Below are 23,430 nucleotides of genomic sequence, written 5' to 3' on the forward strand. Positions count from 1 at the left end.
TAACAAAAGGCATAAAGCCAGTATATAGTAAAAATACTTAATCGTAACCTTCTTCATCAAATTCTCGAAATTTTAAGGGAGGGGGTAATTCCCTTCTTACGGTTTTTTGTAGGACATAGAAGATATATATAAAATTAAGGCTTGACTCATTTTATGTGCGGTTGATTTGAAGGTAATATGGAAATATAGGTTCATTTTTTTAGCTGTCAATGGATCTTTCCTTATAAGTAGATTAGTATTTATTTATTTTTTTGAACATTTCCTAGATGTGCTTTTAGCAGTAAGCTAGTTTGTTTAAGAAAACTTTTTCTTTTACATAGGTGTATTAACTTGGCTTACAATGAGTTGATTAGGGGTGTAATCGTTGTTTTTAGGCCTAATATAGATTTCATGTGTAAGGGGAATTTAATTTTACATTTAATTAAAAATTATTTGATTAGCCGTAATTAAGCCAGTTCCTCAGAGGCTTTTCTTATCAGGTTATTAGACCGAGACTTCGATTACGCTCAATACAAGTGCCCGTAGCCCGAAGTGGCCTCAATTCTTTACTTTAATATCTCGCGCATTGCTTTTGCTTACTTAGTGGAAGTGTATAGACAAATTAGACAAATATTTATATGGAAACTTTAATTTTTGAAAATTGGGAAAGTACAATAAGAACTGGATTATTAACAATATTGGGTTATCTGGCGATGGTATTTCTGCTCCGAATCTCAGGGAAGAGAACTTTATCCAAAATGAATGCTTTTGACTTTGTGGTCACCATTGCTTTAGGCTCATGTTTAGCCTCTATAGCCTTGAATAAAAACATCACTTTGACAGATGGGGTATTGGCTATTTCGCTGTTTATTTTTATGCAGTTTGTCTTTACTTTCCTGTCTGTTCATATCAAAGGTTTCAGGACTTTGGTGACAAGTAAACCTGTGATAGTTTTTTACAAAGGTGAGTTTTTGGAAAACGAAATGAAGACTCAACGACTCACTTCTGAGGAAGTATTTAATGAGTGTAGGCTAAAGGGATATGCAAATTTAGATGAGGTGTATTTAGTGGTATTGGAGAGTACTGGTGATATTTCGGTCATTGAAAATCAGGAAAAAGGAATAATCAGTACCGTGGATGGACTTGATAAGTTGTGATTTTGTCAGTAAAAATACTGCTAAAAGATTCGCTGAAGGACTTTCTTTGATTGGACCCAGGCAACGCTTACAAGGAAGGTATGGGGCAAGCTTGGTCAGGGTTACTTGAACTGAATAAAAATCAATAGGGTACAGTGATTTTTCAATATTAATAAATTGAAGAGTAAGTAGGTATGAATGGTTATTTCAGTTGATCCATTCAGATTCAAAGGCAAGGGCCTTAGCGAAATACTGTTTAACTATAGTTCTTATTGAGTTCTCATAGTCGTTGAGAAGGTTAGTCGAACGCTCAAAAAATTTAATGTAAAGGGTATGAAGTGGTTTTTCATCAAGCCTTTCGCCGTAAACCTGAACCCTAGCTATTGGATATAGACTTTTTAAGTGTTGTTTCACATCAAACTCACTAATGAATAAGTAGGTAGGGGATGGTAGGGTTTTCATAGTGGCTAGTCTCACATTTGAATGTTTAATTTAGTAAAAAGTAATGATTTTAAGTGATTGATTATCAATGTTTTTTATAAGATTTCTGTATGTAATTAGTACTTGATTTTCGTGACGTTAAATAGTTTGTATTTAGACGATAAAATGCATTTTGTTTTTAAGGAAGCATTGTGGAATTATTTGGTTATTCAATACAATACCATAGAATTTCCAGAATACTTTTTTTGCATTAAACTCTACACACTGAGGATTATTTTTCATAGCCACAAACCTCTGAATTAACAGCTACTGTGGAAAACTGGCTGTAATAGACTCATAAAGCGATTTAAAGGGCTCCTTTCGCTATGGCAACTCTCTTTGGATGATAATAAATCAATGACACTGGTCATTGACACAAATTATTTAAACCACAAAGCAACCAATTATGAAAACTATCAATGAAGCTGCGGACAAATTCTGAATTGACCTGGGACAGATCAACAACGATCGTATTGAAGGCTATGAAAAAGCTATTGAAAACCTGAAGCCTGAGGATCAGGATTTGAAACCTCTCTTTCGATCGATGACAGAGATGAAAGCCGCAAATGCAAAATGGCCTTATCCACTGAACTCAACGTCTTCAGGGAAGATACAGAGGAAAGCAGTACTGCAAGTGGCAAACTTTATAGAGCCTGGATGGATGTTAAGGCTGTGTTTACAGGCCATAACAGAAAAAGCATTTTGGAAAACTGCGAATTCGGTGAGGATGCCGCACAGAAAGCGTATAAAGATGCCGCACAAGATGAGGACTTGCCAGCAAATCTAAAGTCTTTGATTCTGGAGCAAAAGGCAACTTTACGTCAATCACACGACAAAATTAAGCAGCTGCGTGACCAGCAGGCTTAATTGTGATTAAGAATTCACAAAATAAAATCCCGGCAATTTGCTGGGATTTTTTTTGTGACTTTTGTCCTACCCAAATTTTCTAATCTTTAACCTTATCTATTTCTATGATAAGGGTCAGTTAGATTATCCAGAATTTTTTGTGAAGCAACTTCACAGAAATCCAGTCCAGAATAGTCAGGATTAAGACCGGATATATAAGGCACGGCCATTACATATATCCTTTTATTTGCCACACCATATTGATTTAAAGGTTGGAAATAGTCGTTGATGGAAATCCCAGGTAAATGCAGGAGGTAAACACCAGAAACATCTTTATGCACTTCCTTATTTCCCTCTTCGAATTCTTGTATGGCATTTTCCTGATCAGCAAAATTAAGATAGGCAGGACTCAGCGTATGGGTATGTATAAGTCCCTTAAATGGTAATTTTTTAAAGTAAAAAGGCATCTGTCCCGAGAGGCATCGATGAACATTTTGAAATGCTCCTTCTTTTTTTGATTCTTTTTATCGCCATAGCTGTATATACATCCTCCTTTTTCCGAAGGTTTTACTAGGCTGTTCTTATCGACATCCACCAATTCCAGGACCCCTGCATTATGTAGAGCCAATATTTCTCTGGCTGAACTTTGAGGTACAAAAGCTATGATGAGCGAAATTAAGGGTTGGAGAGATCTTTTATACCGCAGCATATCCTCAGCTGAAAAATGCTTGATAGCATAATTGATCACATAGCTTAAATCAGCCAAAGTTTCTTTCCAAATGATGGATTCCTGAGTTTCTATGGACTGCTCCGCTTCCTCATATTCCTGCCTGAATAGCCTCATTGGATCAGTTTTTTTTCGCTTGTCCATCATAAACTCCATAAATTCCTCCATGGCCATTCCCTTGGACTCCTTATACAGATCGGGTTGCTTTTCCTGCAAAATCTTCCTGAAGTTCTGATCATAGACATAATCCAGAGGAATAAAACCCTTATGTTGATTTTTGATGATTTTGATTTCATCTTCTGAGAGAAGATCTGAAGGATCGGGACGTGTGTCTTCCAAATGGATTCTCACACCCGGTAATAGGCCGCCCAATGAGAACAGTTTGATTTTGAATCCTTTACTTTTTTTGCTCAGGTGGTAGGTATAAACTCCATTCGAGCCGTGGTTAAACTTTCCATTAGCTCGAGCCAAGGGTACGCACTGCATCAATTGCCGTAAGTGAGGCTCCACGAATGGCTACTTTATAATTAACCTGAAGAGCTAATTTTTCTGGCGGATAGGGGGAATCAAACCATCCTTTCACTTTCTTTTCCTTCTTTCGCGGAAAGGAATGGCCGGTACAGATGATTATTTTATCGAAGGTTAACTTTTCTCCTGATTTCAGGATTACATTTACTTTTTCGGCATTTTCATTATCCAATACGTTAACCACTTCTGAATTTAAATGAACAGCCGTCTGAATTCCAGCTTTTTTAGCTTCTTTCTGAAGTAAGTTGAACTGAGCTTCGAGATATTCCCCAAATAGAAGACGCGGGAGAACTTTATATTCATTCAGGCTAATTTCATCCATATCAAATTTCCGAAGCAAAGCTTTGGAAGCCTGAGATATCCAATCTTTTACAGAGGTTTTGATAGACGGAATTTCATTGGATGACACATTCGTGATATGCTCTTTAGAGGCACCATATTTACTATATAAGGTAAGCCTGCGCCAAGTTTTTCATGTTTCTCAAAAATGTGAACTGTGTAATGACACAGGTTAGCTTCGAACTATTCTTTTATACATGAATAGTGCAGCAGGGCCACCACCTAGTAAAGCGATTGTTTGCATTTATACTTCCAAATTTGGGTTTATTATTGGGATGAAAAGTTGAGCAGATTCGACGCCGACTACCTGCGCGGAAATAGGTGAATAAGAAATACTGAAGGGGAATGTAATTTTCAATTTCCCTTTTTGCTTTTCTCCCTATTAGGTTGGTCTTCGGTGAATTCTTCCCTGGGCACCTGGTCAGGTACCTCTCTCTTTTCTTTTTTGGTGCCAAAGGGAGTCACTTTAATATCCTCTTTATCCTTTGGTATTCTTCGGTTCTTGTCTGAATCAGGTTTCATAATTTTAGGGTTTATGGTTGTTATTTTTAAGTATTAATAATTTCGCCTCCGTTTGGGTGAAGAACCTGCCCAGTCATATAGCTGGACTGCTCAGATGCCAAAAACAAATAACAGGGAGCAACTTCTGAAGGCTGCCCAGGACGATTGAGCGGGACGTCTTTGCCGAATCCATCCACATCTTCCTGGGGAAAAGTAGAAGGAATAAGTGGAGTCCAGATCGGCCCTGGAGCTACGGCATTTACGCGTATTTTTTTGTGTGCAAGATTTGCGGAAAGCGAATCGGTGAAACTTACAATAGCACCCTTTGTGGCAGAGTAATCAATCAATCAATCGTTCATTTCCCTTATATGCGGTCACGGAAGTGGTATTGATGATAGCCGCCCCTTTCTTTTAAATGCGGCAGCGCCTCCCTGCATAAATACATATAAGCGAAAATATTGGTTGCAAAAGTTTTCTGAATCTGCTCATCGCTGATGTCAGTAAGCTCGTCCTTCGGAAATTGTACGGCGGCATTGTTTACCAGATACAGGCGTCCATATTCCTTTATTACTTTTTTTATGATTTGCTTCGAATGCTTGCTGTCGGTCAAGTCACCCTTGATCATCATACTTTCCTTGGAGTGCTCTTTTATTTCCCGGAGGGTCTGTTTGGCGTCTTTATCCGAACTATGATAAGAAATGGCAACGTGTGCTCCCTCAATAGCAAAAAGAACTGCTATTGCCTTACCGATACCGCTATCACCTCCAGTTATAATGGCTACTTTGCCTTTCAGCATTCCGGATCCTTTATGTCCTTTTTTCAAATACTCGGGCTGGGGATCGAATTCTTTTTCAGAAACTTCTTTCATATTATAGTTGGTTAGGTAAAAAGTAAATCAAAATATGAGGGGGTAAGCCCTCATATTTTTGTTAACTGCTGCAGCTTCTTCATTGATTTCTGAAGTAGCCAATTTGGTCAGTCCTTTGTCAGTTGCTTTCTCTTCATCAAGAGTTTTGCTCAGTAAGGAGGCGGCTTCTTTCAATCCCATCTTCTTTGCAAAGGCAACCAGTGATCCATAGGAAGCAATTTCATAGTGTTCCACCTTTTGACTGGCGATGATGATTCCGGCATCTCTCACCATGGTGTCGGCATCGGTATCCTCCAGAATAGATTCTGCTTCTTTGACTAGGCCGGCCATAGCATCACACTTTTTTGCCTGTGGTTTCAATCCCAGAATTCCAAATACTTCTTCCAGGCGGCTAACATGAGTTTTGGTCTCTTCCAAGTGTTGGTCTATAGCATCAGATAATTTGGAAGAGGTAGCCCCTTTGCTCATTTTAGGTAGGGCTTTTACCAAGTGTTTTTCTGCCCAATAGATATCCTTGATTTCATCGATAAAGAGTTTTTTGAATTTGGATTCCTTTTTCTTCGCTGCTTTTGCTTGAGTTGCCATAATAAAATTGGTTAGTTGGTTAAATGTTCATTTCACCCATTCCAATTCAAAGGCCAAGATGTGGTACGTATTGATTTTCCTTTCAAACTGCTGCTAAAAGTGGGGTATGGGGTTTTACTGTCCCACTGGCTCTCCAGGTTGATGAAAGATTTCTACGAGTTGAGAATATTTGTCGCTGAGCAAACGCTAGAATACTATTTGATCTTATCGGAAAGTATTCGCTGCATTGCCTTTCTGATCTGCGGTAGGAAATTATCTCTATCGTAACACTTAACGCCGAAATCTCATCCTAATACTTTCAGGATATGTATTCTAACTAGTTTTTAGCCTGTTAAATGTGAGCTACCTCTAACCAACCTGATATAACACTGGTTAATTCCGCTAAGAAGAAGATTTCTATTTCCCATAAAAGGGCAATGGGCAACCACCTGAAGAAGGAGAGAGTTTCGAAAAATAGATCCTATATCTAGCTGATTTTCTAGGGCTAAGGATTCACTTTAAACACTTATAATTATAAAACTATGCCTGATGATCCATAGAACCAGACTTCTAAAGAGAATTAGGTAGTGGCAAAAGTACTAAAGTCTAAAAAACAGAAAAGCCTGTAAATCTACTGATTTACAGGCTTTTGGTTTCCCTTGGAAGGGTTTTTGTCGGGGTGGCAGGATTCGAACCTTAGCTTGTAAACTATTGAAATACAATGTATTATGAGTCGTGTTATTCTTTAGGTCACCGAATAAGGCAAAACTATTTTTAAGTAATGTAACTAATTAATTTTCAGTAAGTTAGTGAAATATTTAAATTTTTTCAAAAAATATACTAGAAATTAGTTTAGATCAAAGAATTAGATATTAGTTGTTTTATTGAAAGATAATGAAATTCATATTTCAAATATCTTTAAATTTTGTCTTACGATACCTTGCTGGTTTAATTTGACAATTCAACAGCAGGAAACTGTGCGATTTTAGTTTTAATCGCAAAATATTTTATTTCGTTAGTATTTGAGTGGCTTTATATACCTACTAGACATGGGATAATGAACTCACATTTGGGTTAGAGGAAGGTGGCCAGGGGAAATTTAGATGAAAACGGAGGCGGATTGTAAGGCTTGGTTTAAGAATTACAAGGACAATATTTTGGATTATCCGAAATAGGCCGAGGAGCTTAAAATCCCGATGCTATAAATTGGAAACTGAGTTGGAAATTATTTCCGATAGGGAAGAGGATTGGAGAAAGGTGATAGGGGAGATCCTAAAAGTTTAATCCGGGAATCTCAATAATGCCGCTAAATTTACGGAATTCGAGATTGTAGAATATTGGGATACCTTGGACTATATGGTTTGATTTCATAGAAGACCAAAAAAGTTGGCATATGGAAAGTGATGGGAGGGGGAGAAGTTCATATCATCTGGCTATTCGGTCAAGAGTTTGTAAGACTGATTTTGATTGCTTTTCTGATAGCCGCCCCGATTGGCTGGTGGTTTATGAATCAATGGCTCCAGGATTTTGAATTTAATATTAAGCTAGATGTGTGGACCTTTGTCTTGGTAGGGGGCAGTACATTGGTTATTGCAGCCTTTACAGTTGGATATCAGATACTAAGAGTTGCTTATGTGAATCCTGTATTCAGCTTGAAGTCTGAATAAGGATGGTGTGAGGCTGTTTGATTGGATGGTAGAAGTATTAATGAGTTAACTATTGGCTAATTTGAAGAAACTTTGAAAACCAATAAAATTATTAGATTTGGTATTCAATGAACCCAATAAAATTAAGACACCTACTTTCTCGAATAGTTGAGAAAAATGACGAAAAAGCATTTTCGGAATTTTTTGACCATTATCATACTAGGCTAATAAATCTGTCTTTGCTCTTTTTGCCTAGGTATGATCTGGCTGAAGACGTGGTTTCGGAGGTGCTATTAAAGCTTCTTCAGAAAAAAGAAACCCTACTTGAAATCCGAAATTTTGGCTATTTTTTCAGTGACCAGACAAATCTCTTCATAACTAAGATCCAAAGCTGAAGAGCTTAGGAATATTCAAATTGATGACATCAATGATTACTTGCTTCCTGAGCGCAATGATCCTGAAAAAACATTAATCAATACTAATTTGGGGCAATTGCTTGACCGAGTCATTCAGGCCTTACCTCCTAAGAGGAGACTTGTGTTCAAGATGGTTAAGGATGAGAATATGTCCCACAAAGAGGTTGCTGAGATTTTAGAAATTTCTGAACGAACTGTTGAAGTTCATTTGAAGCTTGCAATTAAAGACCTTCGGGTTTCTTTGAAGGAATACTATGAAGAACACAGGGATTATATCCCTATATCCAAACAAAGGTTCCTATCTATTTTTATTTAAAAGCCTACATTTTTATAATCTATTTTTGATTTTATTGAATTGATTATCAAATAGATAAATTGTTTCCAATAATATTTTTTAAAAATTCCAGAAATCCATTACGGGATTTTATTGATTCTACTGTCTTTACTTCTACAAGCATGACACATTTCCTTCATGGACGAAGAATTAGACATAAATCAACTCATTACCCGCTACCTAAGCGGACAGGCTAGCCTTTCTGAGAAAAAGAAGGTTTTTGTCTGGGTGAAAGAATCTCCTTTAAATCAATATCAATTTGATAAGCTGAAAGACTATTGGGAGAAAGATACTGCAGACCCTAAGCTAATCAATCATGAGTTTCAGAAGCAGAAGTTATGGAAGCAATACCTTGATTCTTCGGATTCACCGTCGGAACTGCTTTCAGTCAAACAAAAATCCGGAAGAATAAGATGGATAAGCATTGCGGCTTCCATTTCGTTGCTTCTAACTGTCACTGCAATATTTAGTATAAGAGAAAGGTTATCAGCTCCTCAGACCTTTGAAGTAGAAGTAGCGACAATAGAAAAGCATAACCCTATTGGTCAGAAATCCCAAGCTCAACTTCCCGATGGTTCCAAAGTCTGGCTTAATGCCGATAGTAAAATATCCTATCCGGAGAAGTTTTCTGACTCTGTTCGTCTTGTCAAGTTGGAGGGAGAAGCATTTTTTGATGTGCAACATGACAGTGATCGGCCATTTATAGTGATCGCAGATAATGTGAGTGTACGTGTACTTGGTACCAAATTCAATGTAAACGCCTTTCCAAATCAGCAGGATATAAATATTTCACTTTTGGAAGGTTCGATCAATGTCACTGCAGATTCGAACAGGGAAGGTTTGCTAATTGAGCCTTCCAACGGAGTTTCCTATTCTAAACAACTTGCTGTATTCCGTGAATTTTCGAAGGAAAGTAATTCTGCAATGTTCGACAAGGCCATTTCTTGGAAGAATGGGAAATTAATATTTGACGGTGATAATCTGGAAGATTTTGTAACAGAAATAAGCCGGTGGTATGGAGTCACGGTGAAAATAGTTGGGGTGCCTCAAAAAGATTGGAGATTGATGGGGACTTTTGAAAATGAGTACTTAACAAATGTTTTAGACGCTATAGCTTATAACAAAGGATTTAAGTATGACTTAAAAGAAAAAGAATTGACACTAATGTTCAACTAAAACCCAAAATTAATATGACATAAAAAAACCGTACTGATCTGCCAATCAATACGGTCTAATACGATTCATTGCCCTTATAATTTAACAATAAACCTACCAAAATTATGAAAAAACGAGTACTAAAACTACTACTCATGGGATTGACCTACTCAATATGCGGGCTGATTTTACAGATTTTCTTTATAAATGTTCTTGTTGCATCGGAGATAAATGCCCAGAATATAAAAAGCGTGAAGGATGTAAAAGTCAGCGTCGGCTTTACTAATGAAAAGCTAAGTCAACTATTTAGCAAACTGGAGAAAGAAACTCCCTTTGTGTTTGTTTACGACAACAAAGATTCCTTTTTGGAACAACGGTTTTCTTTGAACAAACAAAGCCTTACACTGGAAGATCTTTTGCTAAGAATAGCCAGAGAGAACAAAGTCAAATTCAAACAGATTAACAATACAATCAGTGTAAGCTCAACTTCTACATTGGGCAATACTGTTGAAGTTTCGATCCGAGAAATGACAATTTCTGGGGTTGTAACTTCCGCCACAGATGGGGTGACAATTCCTGGTGCTACAGTAATCCTTAAGGGAACTACAGTAGGTACTGTTACAAATATCGATGGTGAATTTACACTGGAAGTACCTGAGCAGGGAGCTGTTTTGGTAGTTTCATTCATAGGCTATGAAAAACAGGAAGTGCCTGTAACTAATAGCACCCGTCTTGAAATCCGTATGCGGGAAGATCTAAAAAGTTTAGATGAGGTGGTAGTAGTGGGGTATGGTGTGGTGAAAAAAGAGGATCTCACTGGGTCTGTTGCTCAAGTAGAGATGGAAGAAGTGCAGGATATACCTGCTAACTCTGTGGAAAGAGTACTTCAAGGGCGGGCTGCTGGCTTGCAAATCATCAATCCATCCCAGGATCCTGGTGCAGGTTCTACAGTAAGGATTCGTGGCGGAAGTTCCTTAAGAGGATCGAATTCTCCTTTAGTTGTTGTGAATGGTTTTCCATTAGGCGATGCGGGCGAATTGAAGCAGATCAATCCAGCTGATATTGAATCGGTCGAAGTATTGAAGGATGCTTCTGCTTCTGCGATATACGGCTCAAGAGGTGCGAATGGTGTAATTATGATCACAACCAAGAAGGCGAAGCAAGGTCAAACCAATTTCAGTGTTCGTCAACAGCTTACTATTTCAGAATTTACCTCTGAACTTAATCTCTGGAGAGATCCAGCTTTAATGGCTCAGCTGAATAATGAAAGTAGGGTAAATGGTGGATTTGAACCGGTTTTTATAGGGGAGGTTTCTCCATCAGGCATTTACTATCCCTCAGTAGAAGAACTTTCTAATGGAGACTGGCCATACAATACACGATGGGATCAGATAGTTTTTAGAGATGCACCTATTTCAAACAACACAACCTTAACCATCGCAAGCAGCAACGAAAAGACGAGTTTTAACCTTAGTGCTGCATATTTTACTGACAAAGGGATACAGATTGAAGATGATTACTCGAAAATCAACACGAATTTCAGTATAAGTCATCGGGTTCTCGATAATCTTAAAATCACTTTTTCAAATATTCTTACAAAAGGGAAGCGCAATGCCAATGGTGGTTTAGCCTACTGGAGAAGTCCTGTCTGGCCTGTATATGATGAGTCTGGAGGTTACTATATGCTGAACAGCAATGATTTCAGTCATCCAGTAGCAATAACTGAGAATCGTAAGAATGAGTCCAAAACGCTCGATTTACTGTCCTTTTTGGACGTAGAGTGGGAGGTAATTCCTTCACTTACTATTAATTCTAGATTGAACTTCAAGTTTGGTACCAGCATCAATGATGTGTATCAGCCAAAGCGCTATACAGAAGCGGGACAGTTTAATAATGGCGCGGCATATATCAACAATTGGCAGGGAAGTACAGTTGTGAGTGAGACTTTTGCTAACTATAGAAAGGTATTTGGAAAGCATGACTTTGGAGCTACTCTTGGCTATTCTTATCAAAATGATGAATCAAGAACTTCTCACCTGGGTGCATTTGATTTTGTGAATGAAACGCTAAACAATGAGAATTTGGGAGCGGGAAATTTGGAACTTAACAGAGTAAGTAATGGATTGGTAGCTTCTGAATTGGTTTCTGGGATCTTTAGATTCAATTATACTTTTGACGAGAAGTATCTTTTCACCTTCACTTCCAGAGCAGATGGTTCTTCCAAATTTGGGGAGAACAATAAGTGGGCGTTTTTCCCTTCAGGAGCGTTGAGCTGGAAAGCTCATGAAGAAGAATTCATAAAACAAATGAATGTTTTCGACCAACTGAAGTTTAGGTTAAGTTATGGTATTTCGGGAAATCAAGGAATCTCACCATATCAAACACTTAGCAGATATGGGGTGAGTAATTACTTCAATAACGGGAATTGGATTACTGCAATCGGCCCTGGTATCGAGGTAGGAAGAACTGGACAATCAGGAATAGAAGTGCTATGGGGAGGGATTCCAAACCCGGATCTGAAATGGGAGACTACAGCCCAGTTTGATGCGGGAGTTGACTTCTCTCTTTTTGACAGTAAGTTGAACGTGACTTTTGATTACTATCAGAAGAATACGGACAACCTTCTTCAGGAGAGAATTTTGCCACTTTCATCAGGGTATGATCGAATGTGGATCAATAACGGATCCATTACTAACAGAGGAATTGAGCTTACAGTAGGAACCGATTTGATCCAAACCAAGGATTTGAATTTGAACGCAACACTGATCTATTTCCAAAACAGAAATGAGGTTACGAGTCTTGGGAATCCAGAGGAATCCGGCTTGATCACCGATCCAAATACAGGTATGCAGTTCCAATATTCTGGAAATAGCATCGAGCAGTTTAGAGGATTTCCTAATCTCCTTGCAGTAGGCCAGCCTGTAAATGTATTTTATGGGTACAAAGCTGATGGTATTGTTCAGACATTGGAAGAAGGTGTGCTTGCAGGTCTGGATGGTGACCTTGCTCAGCCAGGTGAATATAAATATGTGGATATCAATGGAGATGGCAGTGTGGATGAAAATGACCGTACTATCATCGGAAATCCAAACCCTGATTTCCTAGCTAGTTTAAACCTTGCACTGACCTATAAGAAGTTTGATATAAGCATTTTTCTAAATGGGGTGTTTGGTAACGATGTGCTAAATACTCAGGCATTTAACCAGCCAAGCATTACTCCATTCCGCTGGACTCCTGATAATCCTACGAATGAATATCCAAGTCTAAAAGACGGCAGACAGGTGAAGTTTTCTGATTGGTGGATTGAAGATGGATCCTTTGTAAGAATTCAAAACCTGAACATGGGTTACAATTTTGATTTGCCAAAGGCGATGCGTTTACGCTTGTCTATGAATGCTGCCAATCTCTTCACGTTTTCCAAATTCAACGGGTATGATCCTGAAGTAGGGACGGATGGTAGATACTGGGGTGGATATCCGCGATTGAGACAATGGACTGCTGGTTTGAATCTGACATTTTAACTGAACACAAACATGAAATTTCAAAAATATATACTGATAATAGTTGGTCTTTTTACGATTAACGCGTGTGACCTAAGTGAGGAGCCATATGGTTTCTATTCAGAAGATAATTTCTACAATTCGGTAGCCGATGCCGAAGCAGCAATTAGTTATGCCTATGATGCTTTAACTTTTTTGGAATATTCCAGAACGGTATTTATGCTAGGGGATATGCCCTCGGATGAGTGCAACCCAAAAGCTGATGAAGGTGCAGATGCTCAGGATCTGAATAACTGGAAAGTAGCTAATTTTTCAACTAACGGGAGTTTGGTGAATTTCTTCAAGTATGCCTACATCGCTATCAATAGAACAAATGCAATTCTTGATGTGATTCCAAATTCAGCCATTGAAGAATCAGCCAAAGCCAAATATCTGGGAGAAGCACATTTCTTGAGAGCTTGGAGCTATTTCAATTTGGCTAGAAACTTTGGCAGAGTGCCTATGCATAGATCTTTTGTAGGAACTCTGGACCAGACTTCATCTCCGCTAGCTACCGATTTGGATGAAGTTTATGATCTGATCCTAGCGGACTGTAAGCAAGCTATCGAACTTCTGGAAATCCATAGAGCCACTGGAAGGGCGGATAAAGTTGCTGCTCAAGCTTTGGCAGCAAAGGTTTACCTGCATATAGCTTCTTCAAAAGATCACAACGTGCCACAATACACAAGCAGTAGAAGAGAGGTGTCAGCCATGTATGATAGTGCTGCTTATTTTGCAAACGAGGTGATTACAGGTCAAAATATTTATGGGTTTGATGATAAGCTACTGGATATCTATGATGTGGATCAACCTACCGGTCCGGAACATATTTTCCTGATGTCGATGGATAGAAGTGGAATCATAGAAGGGGATTATTCTAAAATTTCTAAACTTTTTATCCCATATATCGCTGGTTCGGCCATTTACCTAGACAATGGTGATGGTACGTTGACCGAATCCCACGACGGTTGGAGCGTGTTTCAGACCAAGGAATCTTTCTACGACACCTTTGATGAGGCGGATAAGCGAGGAAGTGAATTGCTGGTATCTATTGTCTATGATGAGTCAGGTGAAGAAATCGCATCCTTCCCAGGTGCCGTTCCTTACAGATTCTCAAGAAAATATGTTGACCCACATTATATTCAGGATAAGACTAGCACCAAACCGTATTTGATAAGATTTTCTGACGTTGCTTTAGTTTATGCAGAAGCTGCCGGACCAAATGCGCAAGGTTATGAAATGGTCAACTACATCCGCAACCGAGCAGGTTTAGGGAATTTGATTCCTGGATTATCTCTGGAAGATTTTAGAGAGGCAGTTTGGCTGGAGCGTAGCTGGGAGCTGATGTATGAAGGTAACCGCATGTATGATTTACGCAGGTTCAATAGGGTGAATAAACTCATAGATGAAGCAGCAGGATTAACGGATGAACAAGTTGCATTTTATCCGCTTCCTCAAATTGAAATCGACTTGAATCAATCTTTGTAATGTTCAACCCAAAATTTCCAAACAAATGAAATCATATATAAGTAACCTGTTCCTGCTTCTGATTGTCATCACTCAGTTTTCCTGTGTAAAGGATCCGTTTGAAGAATTTGATGAGGGCAACTGGAACAATGAGCGAAGTATTCTTACCCTCAAATTTGAAAATCAAGTGGGAAAAGAGGAAATAGTCCGGGTGGATGACCAGACAGGAACAATAACTTTGGGTATCAATACCGGAGCTGTTACAGATTTGAGTGCTGTCAAGATAAATTCATTGGTTCTTTCTTATGGAGCTGAGGCAACGGTACAGCCAGGTGAAACTTTAAACTTTGAGAATGAATCAAGTAGTAGTACTATCACTGTGACTTCTCCAACTGGTAAATCAAGGATATATACTGTGATTGCAGAGCCCTTCGAAGAAACCATAATCGGAACGTACCACATTAATAACTTGATAGTTTATGGAGGTACGGGGCCTGAATATGGCGGCGGAGGAGTACTTGCCATGACGGACAAACCTTGGGTATGGCTTCCTTCGGGAGGTCCGGATACAGAGCTAGATAATACTTTGACTCTAGAATTGGAAGGTTTTACTGAAGATGGAAATAGCTTTGGTAAGATTGTAAACAATGCTGGAGCTGATGAAGCGTATGCTGACTTTCAACAAGTTGCTTTTGGCAGTTATCCTGCAACGGATGTCAATGGTTTTTACAGAAAAATCCCAACCGGTGAAGGGACTTGGTCCAGAAATTATGCTACCGGTATGGTGACCTTCACCTTTGCTGATGGTACTAAAACAAGTGGTCAATTTGTGGAAGGCCCTGTCACTGAGGCTTTAGGGAATGGGTATTCCAAAACAGTTGATAATTATGCATTTGCATTCAATCTGAATGGTACTGATGACTGGAATAGTATCTATAGCGACTACGACAAGTTTATCAAGCGACCAAGAAGGTATTGGATTGATTTAGAAAAAGTTGATTAACTATATACGTGGGCATTTCATCTAATTTCATAGATGAGAATGCCCATTTTTTATTCGTTTGAGACTTAAAATAACCCACATTTAGAAAAAATGAGATTCCCTAAAATATTATTACTTATAGCATTAGTGTTCAATATGGGCTGCAGCTCGGCAGAAGAACCAATTATAACTCCGCCTGACCCCACACAGGAACAAGAAATAAAGTTGTCGCTGGTAGATAAAAATGCAAGTGAAAAAACTAAAGCCCTCTATTCAAACCTATGGGCAATACAATCCAAGGGTTTTATGTTTGGGCATCATGATGACTTGCTCTATGGAAGACTTTGGTACACGGATGCCGGTGGATCTGACACCAAGGAAATAGTTGGGGATTTCCCAGGAGTTTATTCTGTGGACTTTGCGGAAATTATGGATGATAGACATGCTAGCAGCGACCTGAATGATGATCGTAAGAGAACCATTCTTGAAGCAAGAAGTAGAGGAGAGGCCATTACTGCATGTGCCCATCTCAACAACCCTTTAACAGGTGGAGATTCCTGGGATAATTCCAGTAATCAGGTGGTAAAAGAAATCCTTACCGAGGGAAGCGCAACAAATGTTAAATACAAGGAATGGCTGGATCGTTTAGCTTCCTTTCTTGGTGAATTAAAAGATTCGGAAGGAGATTTGATACCTATTATTTTCAGACCTTATCATGAACATACACAGACCTGGTCGTGGTGGGGTAGTAGTGCAACTACACAGGATGAATTTATATCGTTTTGGAAATTCACGGTGGATTACCTCACCAAGGAAAAGGAAGTACATAATCTGATCTTTGCTATTTCTCCCCAACTGGATAGTCCTAGTACGACAGATAAGATTTTATATCGCTGGCCAGGTGACGATTATGTTGACTTTATAGGGATAGATAGTTATCATGGCACCAACACAAACTCCCTTTCCACCAATGTTTCTAATCTAGCAGCTTTGGGTAAAGCCAAAATGAAGCCTGTTGGTGTTACTGAAACAGGAATCGAAGGCGTCCGTGACAATTCAGGAAATGAATATGCCAAATATTGGACTAAGGAGATACTTACTCCTATCATCGGAAAAGACATTTCATTAGTAGTCGTGTGGAGAAATAAATACGATCCTACACAGGAAGGATATCACTATTATGGTCCTTGGGCTCAGCACAGTTCTGCAGCTGATTTCAAGGAGTTTTACAAAAGCTCCTTTACATTATTCAGCAAGGACTTGCCAGATATGTACAAGATGGCTGAAAATGTAGTTGTTGAGTAATACGATAGATTGATAGGAAAAAAGGCTAATTCGGAAAAAATTGGCCTTTTTTAATGGATTTTCTGCTTGAATTAAAAAACTATTCATTAAGACGTTCCTCCTTCCAACAAAACAGAGAATTCTGTTTTAAACTCTTCTCCAAGTAGATTCAAGTAGTCTTTGCAGAACTGATTGTAGGCTGTTAAAGCCTGACCTTTTTTACCAAGTTTCGAAAGCGAATAGCATCGTTGTCGTAGTGCCTCATCATTTAGAGGGTCAAGTTTGAGGATTGAATCTGATAGTTTGGCTAATAAATTATGATTATCTGTTTGACGCATAATTTCAAAAAATACATCAAGCAATTGGGCAGAGAAATCAGCTTTGAACTGGTCCATCCATTCTGTCTGAACACTTGGACAAATACCTCCTTTTGAGGAATTGCTGAGCAATCGTTCTACTTCTTGATCGGTGAGTTTATTACCTGATTTGACTTTCTGAAACAATTGCTTGGAATCAAAAATATCAGAATACACTGTGTCGTCATGTTCTATTTTCCAAAAGGTGTTTTCATGAGTTAATATCAGTGCGGTTGACACTTTTTCCAGTATAAGCCTAATCTTGCTGATGTTGACATTCCTATTGTTTCTGGCACTGGTAGTGGTCTTATCACTCCATAGCGTTTCAGTTAGTATTTCTGACGAAATTCCTTTTTTGTCCAAAATGCCTGAAAGGTAAATGAGTAGAAAAAGTTGTTTTATAGTCGGTGTAAACTGGCCTGTAATGTCCTCCCCATTTTTGTCAAAAATCTGAAATCCTCCCATCAAATATATTGCAGCGCCCTGGGGTTTTTCCATCACTGTTTTTTCAGTTGGACTAGTTGCCAAATTCTCCTTTGTAAGGTTTTTTTGCTTCACCCTATTTCCGTATTTCCTAAATACAAGAATTGCTGCAATGATCACTATTGCCCCAGCTATTAAGAGTATAAGTGTTGAATTACTGGTTTTTACTCTATTAGATTGCAGAGCCTCATTTATTAAAAGTGGGGGATAAGCCCTTTGGTAGAATTCCACTATGCTATCCGTACGTGTTACTGCGATAAGTTTTGAATCATTGGAGTTTAGGTATAGCCCTGCCCAACTTTGAGTATCCAGAAAATTATAGGGAATTGAGTCTTCAAAGGCTCTGAAAACTTCATTTGTAATACCAATTTCTGTCAATTGAAGGCTAGTATTATAATTGATGTTGTTATAAAGCAAGGTGTAGAAACTTGATTTATCCTTTGAAATGATAGAATTGGCGACCGGGGTGAATGGAGTGCTTATGTTCTTTAACTCCTTGATTTTCTGTATGCTTTTACTTTTGAGATCAAGCGAGTAAATGTCGTAATAGTGTTGTGGGTTTATCCCTTGGTTTCCAGTAGGGCTACCAAAGCCACCAAAAAGTAAAACTTTGCGGTCATCCATCCACCCGGCGCTGCTTAGGTACCTTGGAGGTATTTGACTTGAGTTATTAATAGAATCCCATGAAGTTGCCCCATCCTTCAGAGACATCAAATTGGATTTGTACGTATAATGGCCATAGCCTCCAAAAGTCACAATCTGATCTTTTGGTTCATTGAAAAGCCTGACATGATGCCATAGATCCGGCTCTGGGCATGTGTCTGGAGCAGACAACCAAGAAAGGGTTTTTATATTGAATTTATTTATTGCAACGGTGTCGAAGGAGTAAGACCAGATTTCCTTAGTCTTGTCATTATAAAGGATGTTATTGTCTAGGCAAGGGTACGGATTCCCGTACCTATAAGGCATGCTAGCCATTTCTCCAGTACTAGTGTTGTAAACTTTGACCTGATCCAATCCCACAATGAAAATGGTATCGGCTGCCACAGTGCTGGTGATGCCGAGGATTTCTGACATGATCAGACTTTTCGATTTTGTCCAATTGGTATGCTTGTCTATCTCCCAGTTGGGAAATTTTACTTCTGCTTCATAGCCTTTGATCTCATCATACACCCACTCATTATTGTGCTTTATTAGCTGCCAATCTCTTATAGCCACATCAGAATCATGTATTCTGAGGTTTTTTAGAGTCATAGGGCAAACATCACTGTTGAGCATTTTAGCAACTTTGCTTGCTCCAAAAACAATCTGAAATTCATCTAGGCCAGTGAAACCGTTGAGAATTGCTTTTTTTTCAATTCCATTGATACTTAAGGTGAATTCACCTGAATCCGAAACGTAGGTCATTTTTATTTTCGCCCACTCGTTATATATAACACCTCCTAGGTCCTTCCAATAGAAAGAAAGTACAGATTGATCACCTACCACTAGCCAAAAATTCTCCGTTTCAGATGCCAGATTGGATACTAGGTTGATTGGAGTGGTTTCATTTCCAAGCATTTTAAAAATATAGCCGTAGTAACCATCCCCTTGTCTGAACCGAATGTCAAAATTCAGGACTAGTTTTTCTTTTATTGTGATAGGATCGTCCGGTGTTAAGTTTAGCGAGGTTCTTTCGTCCTGAATTACTTCATGGGAATTGAAGTACAATCCTGAATTCAATCCAGTTTGTGCTTCTGCTCTTGTCCATAAAAGCTGAGTAAAAAGTAGTATTAAGAAGAACTTGATTTTGTTCACGTGTGAATAGGCTTTAATCTTTCTCCTAATGGAGTATTTTGGGTAATTGTCTTTATTGGGTAATACCAATATAAACCTAGAAAAGAAATATGGGCAGTGCTATTTTTTGACTATGGATTTTTTTGTGTTGAGTGTTTATTATTCTATTTCATAATGTTAAAAACAATGGAGAAGGTGGAGCGGATGAATTCCTTCTTGCCCAAATACAGAGAATATTTTCAGATTATTCATCTTTTTTTGACTTTGTTCCAAATTTTATGAAGTGTTAAGCAAATATTAATTCCAAATTAATTGCCTTGTGCTTCATTTAGGACAGTTTTTGATCAAACCATTAACTGAACCCAAAATGAAGAATACCTACTTTACAAATTACTTGGAGAGTCAAATCCATGTTTTTTTAGCATTTCTACTACTTGATTTTTTCAGATCAAGTGATCAGCTTAAAGGCTTTCTCAAAATAAAAATTCAATGAATTCCTGTTTTGTCTTGCTCGAATTTCGGGCAGGCCTAGCAGCTATTTTCCTAATCCCAACCCAAAATTTAATACCGATGAAACATGATTTTACCTGACTTTTCACAATCAATTACTCTTCTCTGAGTGGTTAATCTTTAACAATTCCCAATCCTAATCTAAACAACATGAAAAAAAACAGACCTCTTATCAGGAGGGTGTTCATCCAGTACTACCTGGCGGTAGTCTTTACTTTGATGATACCCTTCTTAGTGAATGCACAAAATGACCCTGTTCAGAAAAAACAAGTGTCAGGAAAAGTTTTGGATGGCAAACAAGAGCCAGTGCCAGGAGTGACGGTTCTCCTTCAAGGTACTACCACGGGCACGGTGACTGACATTGACGGATCCTTTCAGCTTCTGGTTCCAGTAGATGGTGCCGTACTTGACTTCAGCTTTATAGGCTATAAGAAGCAAAGTATTTTAGTAGGCAATCAAAGCCAGCTGACTATCACAATTGAAGAAGACATAGCTGGTCTTGAAGAAGTCGTGGTTATTGGGTATGGTACCCAAAAGAAAGAATCGCTTACCAGTGCGATCAGTAATATAGGTGCTGAGGAGATTCAGACGACCACTAGCTCAAGTTTAGCTCAGAAACTTCAGGGAAAAGTCCCTGGCCTCCAAATCCGACAAAACTCCGGACAGCCGGGGGAATTCAATACTTCAATTAATATTCGTGGTTTCGGAGGAGCGCCGCTCTATGTGATTGATGGGATTCCAAGAGATGGAGGAAGTGAGTTTCAGCGCTTGAATCCTGATGATATTGAAAGTATATCCGTTCTAAAGGATGCATCCGCAGCCATCTACGGTGTGCGCGCTGCAAATGGTGTAATTATCGTCACTACCAAAAAAGGTACTGCCGGAGTTACAAAATTCAATTACAGTGGAACTGTAGGTTTCCAGACTCCTACAGGTGTGCCGGAAATGGCCTCAGCATCCCAGTGGGCTCAAATGAGAAATGATGCGGCACTGTTAGGAACTGGTGCGCCATTCTATTCCCAGGAAATCCTGAATAATTATATCACAGGAGCCCCAGGCTATGAATCTACGAATTGGTATGATGAAACACTGAAGGATAAGGCTTGGCAGTATCAGCAAAATTTGAGTGCAAGCGGCGGAAATGAGAATGTAAATTATTTTCTGAGTGGCGGATATTTTAACGAGCAAGGTTTGCTTCAGTCTAATGATATCAAGTACAAGCGTTATACATTGAGATCAAACATCACGGCCAAGCTTTCAAAAAATTTGGAAACGCAGGTTTTTATAGCCGGGAAAATAGACAAGCGATCTGATCCAGGAGAGAATTTCTTCAATATATTCAAAGGAACACGGACGACTCTGCCTATTGAGCAGCCTTTTGCAAACGGGAATCCCCAATATCCATCAAGTGTAGGTTCAGGCCAAAATCCTGTTGCTCTGGCAAACAGAGATCTGACAGGATACAACGAAACTACGGATAAGAATATCCAGTCTTCAGTTTCTTTAAATTATAAGGCTCCTTTCTTGAAGGGCTTAGCATTCAAAGGCCTGGTAGCCTATGATTTCACTTCCAATCTGAACAAGAATCTATCAAAAGGATACAATCTGTATAATTATGATTCTAATGAGGATAGTTATGTAGTGCAGAAGCAGCGCGACGGAAACTCAAACATTTCCAATAGAAGCTCTGATTTTAACAGGATCACTTTACAGGCGCAGGCAGCCTACAATACCAAAATCAATGAAGATCACAATCTAGGAGGTGTTTTGGTGTTCGAGCAGCAACAAACCTGGTCCAGATGGGTGTCAGCACTTCGGTATTATGATTTTTATACCACAGACCAGATCAACTTCGCTGGCTTGAATAATCAGCAGGCTGGAGGTCTGGAGGAACAGACCGCACGGGTTTCATTTGTGGGAAGATTTAATTACGACTTTAAGGACAAATACCTTGTAGAGTTCTCTTTCCGTGAAGATGGATCATACCGATATCACCCGGATGCACGTTGGGGCTTTTTCCCAGTAGGTTCCTTAGGATGGAGAATTTCTGATGAAAGCTTTATGAGTGGTACTTCCTCCTGGCTTTCAGATTTGAAAATCCGTGGATCGTATGGAATAGTAGGGGAGGATGCAGGTAACCCTTTCCAATTTGTCAGTGGATATACGACCACAGGGGGAGGAGGATACGAGTTTAACGACGGAACATACACCGTAGGAGCCGGATCTCCATCTATTGTGAATGAACAACTCACGTGGTTTACCTCTGAAATTCTTGATTTGGGCTTTAACCTAGGGCTTTGGGACGGAAGATTCAATATGGAATTTGACGTGTACCAAAGGAATAGAGAGGGCTTGCTTGCCTATAGAAATCAGTCCTTACCAAACACCTTTGGTGGTAACCTTCCTCAGGAAAACCTGAATAGCGATCAGGTACGTGGCCTGGACTTTATGGTAGGCTACAAGAATGAAGTCAATGGTTTCCGATATGGAATCAGTGGTAATTTCAACTATGCAAGGACGAAAAACATTTATGTAGAAAGAGGTGAATTTTTGAACAGCATGGACCGCTGGAGAAACGGGAACCTGGATCGTAACAACGATGCAGTTTGGGGTTTCCAATATCAGGGTCAGTTTGCAAATCAGGAAGAAATTCTCAACGCACCTATTCAAAACGGGAGCTTGGGTAATATCCGAGAGCTACCTGGAGATTTCAAATACGAAGATGTTAATGGAGATGGGATCATCAATGGAAATGATATGCTTCCTACATTCTGGAATGGTACTCCTAAAATGTTTTTTGGTCTAACATTGAATGGATCTTACAAGGGATTTGATTTCAACTTCCTATTCCAGGGTGCAGCCAAGTATTCGGTGAGATTCAATGAAGTATATGCAGAGATTTTAGCATTCAAAGGATCGAATACGCCAGCATATTTCTTTGATCGATGGAGAAAAGAAGACCCTTACAATGCAGACAGCGAGTGGGTTCCAGGTACCTGGCCAGCATCCCGTTTGATTGAAAATATGGGGATGATCTATGCGGAAAGTGAGGTGTGGAGAAGAGACGCTTCCTATGTCAGGTTCAAGAGTGCGGAGATTGGATATACATTTAATTCCAACGCTCTAAATACAATCGGTCTGTCAAGTTTGAGAGTGTTCAGTAATGCGCATAACATCTTTACGATCACAGATCCATTTGTAAAGGCATTTGATCCGGAGAAACTGGAAGGTCTATTCAACGCAGGATTTACCTACCCGCTTCAGCGCAGTTTCAACTTTGGTATAAGCGCAAACTTCTAATTCTACTTACATGAAAAAGATACATTATTCTATACTTATACTTATTACAATGCTCGTGCAGAGTTCTTGTAATAACGTGCTGGATAAAGAACCACTTGATAGGATTCAGGGGGAACAACTCTTCTCTGATCCTGAAGGAGTGAGACTTTACATGGCAAATCTATATTCTCAACTTCCGGTAGAGGATTTTGCCTACTTCCGAAATGGATTTAAT

Annotated in this window: 16 protein-coding genes and 3 pseudogenes; 11 read left to right on the forward strand and 8 right to left on the reverse strand. The window is 39.0% G+C overall.

The genetic code is table 11. The features are described 5' to 3' along the window. The first annotated feature begins 617 nt into the window (after positions 1 to 617). Entirely contained in the window at positions 618 to 1,136 is a 519-nt protein-coding gene (locus tag AC0L6R_RS11340; RefSeq protein ID WP_473271318.1) for a DUF421 domain-containing protein, read from the forward strand. 1,032 nt (positions 1,137 to 2,168) lie between these two features. Continuing rightward, entirely contained in the window at positions 2,169 to 2,462 is a 294-nt protein-coding gene (locus AC0L6R_RS11345; protein ID WP_473271319.1) for a PA2169 family four-helix-bundle protein, read from the forward strand. 92 nt (positions 2,463 to 2,554) lie between these two features. Here the strand turns inward: AC0L6R_RS11345 and AC0L6R_RS11350 are convergent, their stop codons facing one another. The 7 genes and pseudogenes from AC0L6R_RS11350 to AC0L6R_RS11380 all read right to left on the reverse strand — a co-directional run bounded on the left by AC0L6R_RS11350 (position 2,555) and on the right by AC0L6R_RS11380 (position 5,989). Further along, on the reverse strand, positions 2,555 to 2,908 hold the full coding sequence (locus AC0L6R_RS11350) for a hypothetical protein (RefSeq protein ID WP_473271320.1): 354 nt from the start codon (positions 2,906 to 2,908) through the stop codon (positions 2,555 to 2,557). Continuing rightward, positions 2,851 to 3,540, reverse strand: a complete 690-nt coding sequence (locus AC0L6R_RS11355) for a hypothetical protein (RefSeq protein WP_473271321.1) — start codon at positions 3,538 to 3,540, stop codon at positions 2,851 to 2,853. The genes AC0L6R_RS11350 and AC0L6R_RS11355 overlap by 58 nt, the downstream gene beginning before the upstream one ends. A gap of 85 nt (positions 3,541 to 3,625) precedes the next feature. Continuing rightward, positions 3,626 to 4,117 (reverse strand): annotated as a pseudogene (locus AC0L6R_RS11360) (FAD/NAD(P)-binding protein); the annotation flags it as partial. 272 nt (positions 4,118 to 4,389) lie between these two features. Next, the gene (locus AC0L6R_RS11365; protein WP_473271322.1) at positions 4,390 to 4,557 is read right to left on the reverse strand and encodes a hypothetical protein; all 168 of its coding nucleotides are present in this window, start codon (positions 4,555 to 4,557) and stop codon (positions 4,390 to 4,392) included. Positions 4,558 to 4,583: 26 nt separating this feature from the next. Next, positions 4,584 to 4,883, reverse strand: coding sequence for an SDR family oxidoreductase (locus AC0L6R_RS11370; protein WP_473271323.1), 300 nt, complete (start codon positions 4,881 to 4,883; stop codon positions 4,584 to 4,586). A 17-nt stretch (positions 4,884 to 4,900) separates the two neighbouring features. Then, the gene (locus AC0L6R_RS11375) at positions 4,901 to 5,404 is read right to left on the reverse strand and encodes an SDR family NAD(P)-dependent oxidoreductase (protein WP_473271324.1); all 504 of its coding nucleotides are present in this window, start codon (positions 5,402 to 5,404) and stop codon (positions 4,901 to 4,903) included. A 27-nt stretch (positions 5,405 to 5,431) separates the two neighbouring features. Further along, positions 5,432 to 5,989 (reverse strand): YciE/YciF ferroxidase family protein, encoded by a 558-nt coding sequence (locus tag AC0L6R_RS11380; protein ID WP_473271325.1) that lies wholly within the window; start codon positions 5,987 to 5,989, stop codon positions 5,432 to 5,434. 1,367 nt (positions 5,990 to 7,356) lie between these two features. Between AC0L6R_RS11380 and AC0L6R_RS11385 the strand changes: the two are divergent. The 7 genes and pseudogenes from AC0L6R_RS11385 to AC0L6R_RS11415 form a co-directional block, all read left to right on the forward strand. Next, positions 7,357 to 7,635: pseudogene (locus AC0L6R_RS11385) on the forward strand (ABC transporter permease); the annotation flags it as partial. Positions 7,636 to 8,010: 375 nt separating this feature from the next. Beyond that, positions 8,011 to 8,346, forward strand: a pseudogene (locus AC0L6R_RS11390) (sigma-70 family RNA polymerase sigma factor); the annotation flags it as partial. Between the two features lie 156 nt (positions 8,347 to 8,502). Then, positions 8,503 to 9,540: a FecR family protein gene (locus AC0L6R_RS11395; protein ID WP_473271326.1), complete on the forward strand. Its 1,038-nt coding sequence runs from the start codon at positions 8,503 to 8,505 to the stop codon at positions 9,538 to 9,540. Between the two features lie 104 nt (positions 9,541 to 9,644). Continuing rightward, the gene (locus AC0L6R_RS11400; protein WP_473271328.1) at positions 9,645 to 13,040 is read left to right on the forward strand and encodes a SusC/RagA family TonB-linked outer membrane protein; all 3,396 of its coding nucleotides are present in this window, start codon (positions 9,645 to 9,647) and stop codon (positions 13,038 to 13,040) included. A 12-nt stretch (positions 13,041 to 13,052) separates the two neighbouring features. Next, on the forward strand, positions 13,053 to 14,546 hold the full coding sequence (locus AC0L6R_RS11405; RefSeq protein ID WP_473271329.1) for a RagB/SusD family nutrient uptake outer membrane protein: 1,494 nt from the start codon (positions 13,053 to 13,055) through the stop codon (positions 14,544 to 14,546). A gap of 25 nt (positions 14,547 to 14,571) precedes the next feature. Beyond that, on the forward strand, positions 14,572 to 15,528 hold the full coding sequence (locus AC0L6R_RS11410; RefSeq protein ID WP_473271330.1) for a hypothetical protein: 957 nt from the start codon (positions 14,572 to 14,574) through the stop codon (positions 15,526 to 15,528). 90 nt (positions 15,529 to 15,618) lie between these two features. Beyond that, on the forward strand, positions 15,619 to 16,812 hold the full coding sequence (locus AC0L6R_RS11415; protein WP_473271331.1) for a glycoside hydrolase family 26 protein: 1,194 nt from the start codon (positions 15,619 to 15,621) through the stop codon (positions 16,810 to 16,812). Between the two features lie 86 nt (positions 16,813 to 16,898). On the opposite strand, the gene AC0L6R_RS11420 is transcribed toward AC0L6R_RS11415, so the two are convergent. Further along, positions 16,899 to 19,427: a Kelch repeat-containing protein gene (locus AC0L6R_RS11420; RefSeq protein WP_473271333.1), complete on the reverse strand. Its 2,529-nt coding sequence runs from the start codon at positions 19,425 to 19,427 to the stop codon at positions 16,899 to 16,901. Between the two features lie 639 nt (positions 19,428 to 20,066). Here AC0L6R_RS11420 and AC0L6R_RS11425 point away from each other — a divergent pair. Then, positions 20,067 to 23,216 (forward strand): SusC/RagA family TonB-linked outer membrane protein, encoded by a 3,150-nt coding sequence (locus AC0L6R_RS11425; protein WP_473271334.1) that lies wholly within the window; start codon positions 20,067 to 20,069, stop codon positions 23,214 to 23,216. A gap of 10 nt (positions 23,217 to 23,226) precedes the next feature. Next, on the forward strand, positions 23,227 to 23,430 hold a 204-nt coding region (locus tag AC0L6R_RS11430), incomplete at its 3' end, for a hypothetical protein (protein ID WP_473271335.1).

The sequence above is a fragment of the Algoriphagus sp. 10J20-15 genome (assembly GCF_055809615.1).